Annotated in this window: 8 protein-coding genes and 1 pseudogene; 6 read left to right on the top strand and 3 right to left on the bottom strand. The window is 73.0% G+C overall.

Annotated features, from left to right (window positions below; genetic code table 11):
* A pseudogene (locus tag HG542_RS32095) lies at nucleotides 1–914 on the top strand (hypothetical protein); the annotation flags it as partial.
* A gap of 72 nt (nucleotides 915–986) precedes the next feature.
* Nucleotides 987–1,775 carry a tetratricopeptide repeat protein gene (locus HG542_RS32090; protein WP_176607220.1) on the top strand — a complete coding sequence of 263 codons (789 nt, stop codon included), beginning with the start codon at nucleotides 987–989 and terminating at the stop codon, nucleotides 1,773–1,775.
* A gap of 80 nt (nucleotides 1,776–1,855) precedes the next feature.
* Here HG542_RS32090 and HG542_RS32085 read toward each other — a convergent pair whose 3' ends face one another.
* A complete protein-coding gene (locus HG542_RS32085) occupies nucleotides 1,856–3,160 on the bottom strand; it encodes a DUF1015 family protein (RefSeq protein WP_171087728.1) in 1,305 nt (434 codons plus the stop codon).
* Nucleotides 3,161–3,240: 80 nt separating this feature from the next.
* Between HG542_RS32085 and HG542_RS32080 the strand changes: the two genes are divergently transcribed.
* The gene (locus tag HG542_RS32080) at nucleotides 3,241–4,263 is read left to right on the top strand and encodes an HAD hydrolase-like protein (protein WP_171087726.1); all 1,023 of its coding nucleotides are present in this window, start codon (nucleotides 3,241–3,243) and stop codon (nucleotides 4,261–4,263) included.
* Between the two features lie 55 nt (nucleotides 4,264–4,318).
* Here HG542_RS32080 and HG542_RS32075 read toward each other — a convergent pair whose 3' ends face one another.
* Nucleotides 4,319–4,666 (bottom strand): sterol-binding protein, encoded by a 348-nt coding sequence (locus HG542_RS32075; protein WP_171087743.1) that lies wholly within the window; start codon nucleotides 4,664–4,666, stop codon nucleotides 4,319–4,321.
* Nucleotides 4,667–4,734: 68 nt separating this feature from the next.
* Here HG542_RS32075 and HG542_RS32070 point away from each other — a divergent pair, with 68 nt between their 5' ends.
* Genes HG542_RS32070 through HG542_RS32060 form a run of 3 tightly spaced genes read left to right on the top strand, consistent with a single transcriptional unit; the run spans nucleotide 4,735 to nucleotide 6,726 of the window.
* Nucleotides 4,735–4,965 (top strand): hypothetical protein, encoded by a 231-nt coding sequence (locus HG542_RS32070; protein WP_227724485.1) that lies wholly within the window; start codon nucleotides 4,735–4,737, stop codon nucleotides 4,963–4,965.
* A 13-nt stretch (nucleotides 4,966–4,978) separates the two neighbouring features.
* Entirely contained in the window at nucleotides 4,979–5,785 is an 807-nt protein-coding gene (locus HG542_RS32065) for a TlyA family RNA methyltransferase (protein WP_171087740.1), read from the top strand.
* Nucleotides 5,782–6,726, top strand: coding sequence for an NAD kinase (locus HG542_RS32060; protein WP_171087724.1), 945 nt, complete (start codon nucleotides 5,782–5,784; stop codon nucleotides 6,724–6,726). Before HG542_RS32065 ends, HG542_RS32060 begins: the two co-directional genes overlap by 4 nt.
* Here the strand turns inward: HG542_RS32060 and HG542_RS32055 are convergent.
* The gene (locus HG542_RS32055; protein WP_171087722.1) at nucleotides 6,662–8,137 is read right to left on the bottom strand and encodes a S41 family peptidase; all 1,476 of its coding nucleotides are present in this window, start codon (nucleotides 8,135–8,137) and stop codon (nucleotides 6,662–6,664) included. The genes HG542_RS32060 and HG542_RS32055 overlap by 65 nt on opposite strands.

Genomic DNA, 8,137 nt, shown 5'->3' with positions numbered 1-8,137 from the left:
GTCGCGACGACCGTGGCGGCCGCCCCACCGGTGGTGGCTTTGGTCGCCGTGACGATGACCGTGGCGGTTTCCGTCGCGATGACCGTCGCGATGACCGTCCGTCCTTCCGGCGTGATGACGACCGTGGCGGCTTCCGTCGCGACGAGCGTCGTGATGACCGTGGCCCGCGTCGTGACGATGACCGTGGCGGTTTCCGTCGCGATGACCGTCGTGACGACCGTCCGTCCTTCCGTCGTGATGAGCGTCGTGATGACCGTGGCCCGCGTCGTGATGACGACCGTGGCGGTTTCCGTCGTGACGAGCGTCGCGATGACCGTCCTTCTTTCCGCCGTGACGACCGTGGTGGCCGTCCTGCCGGCGGTGGTTACGGGCGTCGTGATGACGACCGTGGCGGTTTCCGTCGTGATGACCGTCGCGACGACCGTCCGTCGTTCCGTCGCGACGAGCGACGTGACGACCGCCCCTCGTTCCGTCGTGATGACCGTGGCCCGCGTCGTGATGACGACCGTGGCGGTTTCCGTCGTGACGAGCGTCGCGATGACCGTCCGTCCTTCCGGCGTGATGACCGTCGTGACGACCGTGGCCCCCGCCGCGACGACGACCGCGGTGGCTTCCGTCGCGACGACCGTCGTGACGACCGCCCGTCGTTCCGTCGCGATGACGACCGCGGCGGTTTCCGTCGTGATGACCGCCGCGATGACCGTGGCCCCCGTCGTGACGACGACCGTGGCGGCTTCCGTCGCGACGAGCGTCGCGATGACCGTCCGTCCTTCCGGCGTGATGACCGTCGTGACGACCGTGGCCCCCGCCGCGACGACGACCGTGGCGGCTTCCGTCGCGACGACCGCGGCGACCGTGGCCCGCGTGGTCCGCGCCGTGAGGACAGCCGTGGCGGCGGTTACCGTGGCCGCGACGACCGCTCGGGTGGTTACGGCCGTCGCGACGACCGTACGCGGGACCGTGGCGACCGTGAGCCCGTGAAGCGGCTGCCGATTCCGGACGACGTGACCGGCGAGGAGATCGACCAGGACGTCCGGCAGGAGCTGATGAGCCTGCCCAAGACGCTGGCCGAGGACGTCGCCCGCAACCTCGTCATGGTGGCCAACCTGCTGGACGAGGAGCCGGAGCAGGCCTACGAGTACGCGCGGATCGCCCTGCGGCTCGCCTCCCGTGTCGCCGCCGTGCGCGAGGCCGCCGGCTTCGCCGCGTACGCGGTCGGCAAGTACTCCGAGGCCCTGGCCGAGTTCCGTGCCGCGCGCCGGATGACCGGTTCCGTCGAGCTGTGGCCCGTCATGGCGGACTGCGAGCGCGGCATGGGCCGTCCCGAGCGTGCGCTGGCCATGGCCGGTGAGCCCGAGGTGCAGAAGCTGGACAAGGCCGGCCAGGTCGAGATGCGCCTGGTGGCCGCCGGCGCCCGTAAGGACATGGGCCAGGCCGAGGCCGCGGTGGTCACGCTGCAGAGCCCCGAGCTGGCGTCGAACTCCGTCCAGCCGTGGACCGCGCGTCTGCGCTACGCCTACGCCGAGGCACTGCTCGCGGTGGGCCGCGAGAGCGAGGCGCGCGAGTGGTTCGCCAAGGCGCTCGAGGCCGACCAGGGCGGTACGACGAACGCCTCCGACCGGCTCGCCGAGCTGGACGGCGTGGAGTTCACGGACGCGCTCGAGGAGGCCGAGGCGGAGGCCGAGGAGCAGGGCGACACGGCCGCTGAGGCTGTTGAGACCGCTGAGGCGGCTGAGGCCGAGGGCGACAAGAAGGACACGAGCAGCGAGAGCTGATCGCTGATCATGCGAAGGGCGGAACTCCCGGATCGATTCGTCGATTCCGGGAGTTCCGCCCTTTGTGTATCCCGTGCGCGTCAGTTCAGCGCGAGACTCCGCAGCACAAGCCCCGTCGCCGGCTTGGGGCCGAACGACGTGGACTTGCGGGGCATCGTGACGCCCTGCTCGGCAAGTTCGCGTACGACGTCCTCGCGGACGGGGTGCATCAGGACGGCCGTGCCGCCGTGGCGTTCCGCCTGTTCGACCACGGCCTCCGTGTCGTGGATGTAGCCGATGTGCTCGGGGTCGTCCGGCACCTGCCAGACGTGTTCCAGGAGTGTCGAGTGCAGGACCGTGGCGTCGAGTTCGCGCCAGGCCCGGGGGCGGTCGGTGCGGATCGTACGGGCCAGGAGGTCCGGATCGGGCCGGTCGAGCAGGTGGAAGCGGCCGTCCCCGGCGAGGACGAAGGCGTTGCCGGGCTCGTCGCCCTCCGCCGCCACGGCCAGGGCCTCCAGGGCGCGCGGCAGCGGGCCTTCCACGGTGCGGACCCGGAACGAGTCGCCCAGGGCGGCCAGTGCGTCGGCGGCCGGGAGGCGGTGCAGCAGGCGGTGGATGGCCCGGACGCGGAGCGGGTAGCGGGCGGTGTCCACGAGCAGGACGAGGCCGAAGTCCCAGGGGCCCGGCGCCGGTTGCTCGGCGCGCAGGCGCAGATAGGTGGCCCAGCGGTGGTGGCCGTCGGCGATGAGGGCCTGCTGGTGGGAGAGGTCCTTGTCGATGCGGGCCAGGTCGCCGGGGTCGGTGACGGACCACAGGCGGTGGGCGTAGCCGTCGTCGGTGGCGGTGGAAAGCAGCGGTTCGGTGCGGATGACGCGCTCGATGACACCGGCGGCGCCCGTCATGCCGTCGCCGTTGCCGTGGTAGGAGAACAGCAGGGGTTCGAGGTTGGCGCCGGTGTCGCGCATGAGGGCCGCGCGATCCTCGACGATGTGCGGCATGACGTCCTCGTGGGGGAGGACGACGCCCTCCTCGGGGGGCGTGAGGCGCAGGGCGCCGATGAGGCCGCGCTGCAGTATGCCCTCGCCGCGCTGCTCGTAGACGTAGAGCGCGGGCTCGGGGTCGGCGGCCAGGACGTGCTCGTCCTGCCAGCGGCGCAGCGTCTGGGCGGCCAGGCGGTGCCGGTCGGCGGCGGTGGCCGCCTGCGGGAGGATGAGCCGGACGATGTTGTACGGGTCGGCGGTCTCCAGGAGGCGCAGGCCGTCGGGGCGCACGACGACGTCGTACGGCGGCGAGGTGACGGCGGCGAGACTGCCCACGCGCTCGGGCACATAGCGCAGCCCTCGGAAAGGGGCGAGCTGCAGTCCCTGTCCTGTGTGGCCGGCGCGGCCACGCCCTGGAGTGCTCATTGGGAAATGCTATGTCCCGGGGCCCGTGCGGCAATGAAATGATCGAGGAAGAGACATACAGCACAGGGAGCGATCACATCATGACCCAGCAGAACGTCCGGACCGGGCCGAGCGCCAGTGAGCTGCGGCTGAGCGAGGCGTACGACACCGCACTGCTGGACCTCGACGGCGTGGTGTACGCGGGCGGCGAGGCGATCGTGCACGCCGTGGAGTCGCTGGGAACGGCCCGGGCGGGCGGGATGCACCTCGCCTACGTGACCAACAATGCGGCCCGGACGCCGGCCACGGTGGCCGCCCACCTGACGGAGCTCGGGGTACCCGCCGAGCCGGGGGACGTGATCACGTCGGCGCAGGCGGTGGCCCGGCTGATCGCGGACCAACTGCCCGCCGGGTCGAAGGTGTTGGTGATCGGTGCGGAGGGGCTGCGGGTCGCGCTGCGCGAGCGCGGGCTGGTGCCGGTGGACTCGGCGGACGACGGCCCTGCTGCCGTGGCCCAGGGGTTCGGCGGGCCGGAGATGCCGTGGGGGCGCCTGATGGAGGCCTCGTACGCGGTGGCGCGGGGGGTGCCGTGGTTCGCGTCGAACACGGACCTGACGATTCCGAGTGCCCGCGGGATCGCACCGGGGAACGGTGCCGCGGTGCGCGTGGTGAGCCTGGCGACGGGTGCGGTGCCGCAGGTGGCGGGGAAGCCGCTGCCCCCGATGCACCGGGAGACGATCCTGCGGACCGGCGCGGAACGGCCGTTGGTGGTCGGCGACCGGCTCGACACGGACATCGAGGGGGCGTACGTCGGCGGCGTGGACTCGCTGCTGGTCCTCACCGGGGTGACGACGGCCGCGGAACTGATCGCGGCCGAGCCGCGGCACCGGCCCACGTTCGTGGCCGAGGATCTGCGCGGGCTGCTGACCCCGCACCCCGTGGTGACGGAGGACGGGCGCTGCGGCGGCTGGACCGCGTCCGTACGGGGTGACGAGCTGGTGCTGGACGGCGAGGGCGAGCCCGTCGACGGGCTGCGGGCGCTGTGCGCGGCGGGCTGGAGTGCCGCGGGGGACGGGGTGTGCGGGCTGGATGCCGGGAAGGCGGTGGCCCGGCTGGGGCTTTGAGGGCTTCGGGTGGGGGTTCGTTGTGGTTGCTCGCGCCCACGCGGCGGGTGCGGTACTAGAGCAGTGACCGCAGTCTCAGTACGTCCCGCAGGCTTGCCTGGAGTCTGACGCGGCCGCTGGCCCAGGCGCGGGCGAAGTTGAGGCGGCCGTCGACCAGGGCGATCAGGTCGTCGCCGGTCATCTCCAGGCCGATCTCGGCGCGCCGCTCCGGTACGTCCTGCACCGTGCGGACGTCCTGGATGGTGCCCTCCCGGAGGTGGCCCACGAAGGTCACGCCGAGGTCGGTGAGGTGGCAGCTGAGGGACCGGTCGGGCGCGGCGGCCGCGCGGAACTCGCCGCTCGCCCCCGCGAGGTGCTCCGCCAGCCGTTCGAGTGCGTCGCGGCACTCCTCGATGGTCGCCATCGTCATGGACGGTACCGCAGGGAGAGGGCAACGCCGGGAAACATCGCTTCCGGGGTAGCGTCGGAGTCATGACCGACGTGACCGATCCGACGCAGCCCCTCGGCGTCGGATGCACCCCCACCGGCCACCCCGAGGTGGACGCCGGGCTGGCCCGGCTCGCCGATGCCGACCACCTCGCGGTGAGCGGCCACCTGGAGGTGTACGAGGATGTACACAGGGGGCTGCGCGAGACGCTCGCCGCGCTCGACCAGCGCCCCGGCCCGCCCGGGCCGCCGCACCCGCACGACAACAGGAGCTGAACCGCACGTGGCAGTGACCCGCCGCCGACTGGACGCCGAGCTGGTGCGCCGCAAACTGGCCCGTTCGCGCGAACACGCGAGCCAGCTGATCGCGGCCGGCCGCGTCACCGTCGGCGGGGCGACCGCGACCAAGGCCGCCACCCAGGTGGAGACCAGTGCGGCGCTCGTCGTCGTCGACGACGGGAGCGACCCGGACTACGTCTCGCGCGGCGGGCACAAGCTCGCCGGGGCACTGGCCGCCTTCGTGCCCCGGGGCCTTGTGGTGGAGGGCCGCCGGGCGCTGGACGCGGGGGCCTCGACGGGCGGGTTCACGGACGTCCTGCTGCGGGCCGGCGCGGCCCATGTCGTCGCCGTCGACGTCGGCTACGGGCAGCTCGCCTGGTCGCTGCAGAGCGACGAGCGGGTCACCGTGAAGGACCGTACGAACGTACGCGAGTTGACGCTGGAGCAGATCGACGACGTGCCCGTCGACATCGTCGTCGGCGATCTGTCCTTCATCCCGCTCGGCCTGGTGCTGCCCGCGCTGGTGCGCTGCGCGGCCCCCGACGCCGACCTCGTGCTCATGGTGAAGCCGCAGTTCGAGGTGGGCAAGGAGCGGCTGGGCAGCGGCGGCGTGGTGCGCAGCGCCGAGCTGCGCGCCGAGGCCGTGCGCGGTGTCGCCGCGCGCGCCGCCGAGCTCGGACTGGGCGTACTCGGGGTTACGGCCAGCCCGCTGCCGGGACCCTCCGGCAACGTCGAGTACTTTCTGTGGCTGCGCGCCGGTGCGCCCGAACTGGACCCGGCGGACGTTGACCGTGCAGTGGCGGAGGGGCCCCGTTGACCACTTCAGAAGCACCATCGGCAGCATCACAGTCCGGGACGGGCTCACGCACCGTCTTCCTTCTCGCGCACACGGGACGGCCTGCGGCCATCCGGAGTGCGGAACTCGTCGTCCAGGGTCTGCTGCGCTGCGGCATCGGGGTGCGGGTCCTCGCCGAGGAGGCCGCCGACCTGCCGCTGCCGGCCTCGGCCGAGCGCGTGGAGACGGGACCCGGCAGCCCCGACGCCCTTGCGGGCTGCGAGCTGCTGGTGGTGCTCGGGGGTGACGGCACGCTGCTGCGCGGCGCCGAGTTCGCCCGGGTGTCCGGGGTGCCGATGCTGGGCGTCAACCTCGGGCGGGTCGGGTTCCTGGCCGAGGCCGAGCGGGACGACCTGGACAAGGTGGTCGACCGCGTCGTCACACGTGCCTACGAGGTCGAGGAGCGGATGACCCTCGACGTGCTCGTGCGCACCGACGGCGAGATCGTGCACCGCGACTGGGCGCTGAACGAGGCGTCCGTCGAGAAGGCGGCGCGCGAGCGCATGCTGGAGGTCGTCACCGAGGTGGACGGGCGGCCGGTGTCGCGGTTCGGCGGCGACGGTGTGGTGTGCGCGACGCCGACCGGGTCGACCGCCTATGCGTTCTCGGCCGGCGGGCCGGTGGTGTGGCCGGAGGTCGAGGCGCTGCTGATGGTGCCGATCAGCGCGCATGCACTGTTCGCCAAGCCGCTGGTGACGGCGCCGGATTCGGTGCTCGCGGTGGAGGTGCAGCCGGAGACGCCTAACGGTGTGCTGTGGTGCGACGGCCGGCGGAGCGTGGAGCTGCCGGCCGGGGCGCGGGTGGAGGTGCGGCGAGGGGCCGTGCCCGTCCGCTTGGCGCGGTTGCATCATGCGTCGTTCACCGACCGGTTGGTGGCGAAGTTCGCGTTGCCGGTTGCGGGGTGGCGCGGGGCGCCGCATTAGGCGCTCGGTCAAGGGCCGCAGTCAGGGCCGAGTCGCGGCCTGACCTCAGTTCCTCCTCCGTGAAGACCGGGGTCACGACATCCGGGGCGATGCCCCGGATGTCGTACGTCGTCCTGCCATCGCCGGCGTCCACGAACTCCTCGTTCGGCAGGCCGAAGGTCCAGCCGTTCGGGAGATGGCGGTCCAGGACGTCCGAGAACAGGCCCTGCGTGTTCTCGCCGATGCGGACGGGCGCCGGCGTGCGGCCCATGAGGGCCTGCGTCGTGGTCTCGCCCGCACTGATCGTCAGGCGGCCGGTGAGGACGGCCAGTTGGCCCGTCCAGACCGGGCCGCCGCGGTGCGGAGCGACCCGCACCGGCTCGGCGGGTGTGAAACCGGCCGGGTTCTGCGGGTCGTTGCGTGCACGTTTGAGGTAGGCGGTGTACGGACGGTCCGTCAGCCGCTCGGCGACGCGCAGGCCCAGCTCGTCCGAACCGCCCCCGTTGAAGCGGAGGTCGAGGACCAGGCCGCCCAGGGAAGCCGTGCGTCCGGGGGTGAAGACCGCGTCCAGGGCGCGGTCGAGTTCGGCACTGTCCGCCTCGTACGTGTCGTCCTCCGTATAGCCCTGGAAACGGGTGATGCGCAGGTAGCCGGTGCCGTCCGGGAGGTCGGCGTAGGAGACGGCGCCCTGGGCCCAGGACTGCAGGGGGACCCCGACGGCGTGGGCGATCGCCTTGTCGATGCGCGCGATCGATTCGGGCGTCGGCAGGGTGGTGTCCGGGCGGTGCCCCGCGTACAGCTTGGTGAAGTCGTCGCCTGCGCCGTTCTTCAGGTAGGTGTGTCCGTCGTGCAGCGGCTCGATCATCTGCTGCAGCACGGCGAACAGTTCGTCCGGGGTGGTCCGGTCGGTGGCGCGGGGGCGGTAGCGGTCGCGTACGGCCTGCCAGTCGATGCCGCGGGCGGCGAAGAAGGGGTAGTTCTCGGCGTACGTCTGCCAGAAGGTGTCGAAGACGGCGCGGGGGTCCCGGGCGGGGTGCGGATCCCGGCAGGCGGCGGGCAGGGCGGCGATGCGCCGCAGGGTGCGGTGGCCGGCGTCGTCCGCCTGGGACAGCCGGGCGCGGCCGGGGCCGGTGGGGGTCAGCGTGACCGGGGCCTCGCCCTGCTGCCGGAACGGGCCGGTGGCGCGGGGGCGGGAGGCGTCCGTGCCGCCCGGCAGGCAGCCGGCGGCCGTGGTCTCGTAGCTGCGCAGCCGGCGGCCGTCGTGGTCGACGGTGACGACCGTTCCGTAGCCGTCCGTCCGCCACACGCCGGCCAGGGGATCCGCGGGGAGGGTGCCGGCGGCCGTGGCCGTGGCGCCTGCGGCAGTGGCCAGGGCGACGGCGGTGGCGAGCAGGACGGTGGCGGCGCGGCGGCCCCGGACTCGGACGGTCAT

Origin of the sequence: Streptomyces morookaense, from assembly GCF_013030945.1 — a bacterium.
In the GTDB taxonomy this organism is placed as follows: domain Bacteria; phylum Actinomycetota; class Actinomycetes; order Streptomycetales; family Streptomycetaceae; genus Streptomyces; species Streptomyces morookaensis.
The sequence above is the reverse complement of the archived record's forward strand: the minus strand, read 5'-3'. Positions and strand labels throughout refer to the sequence as shown.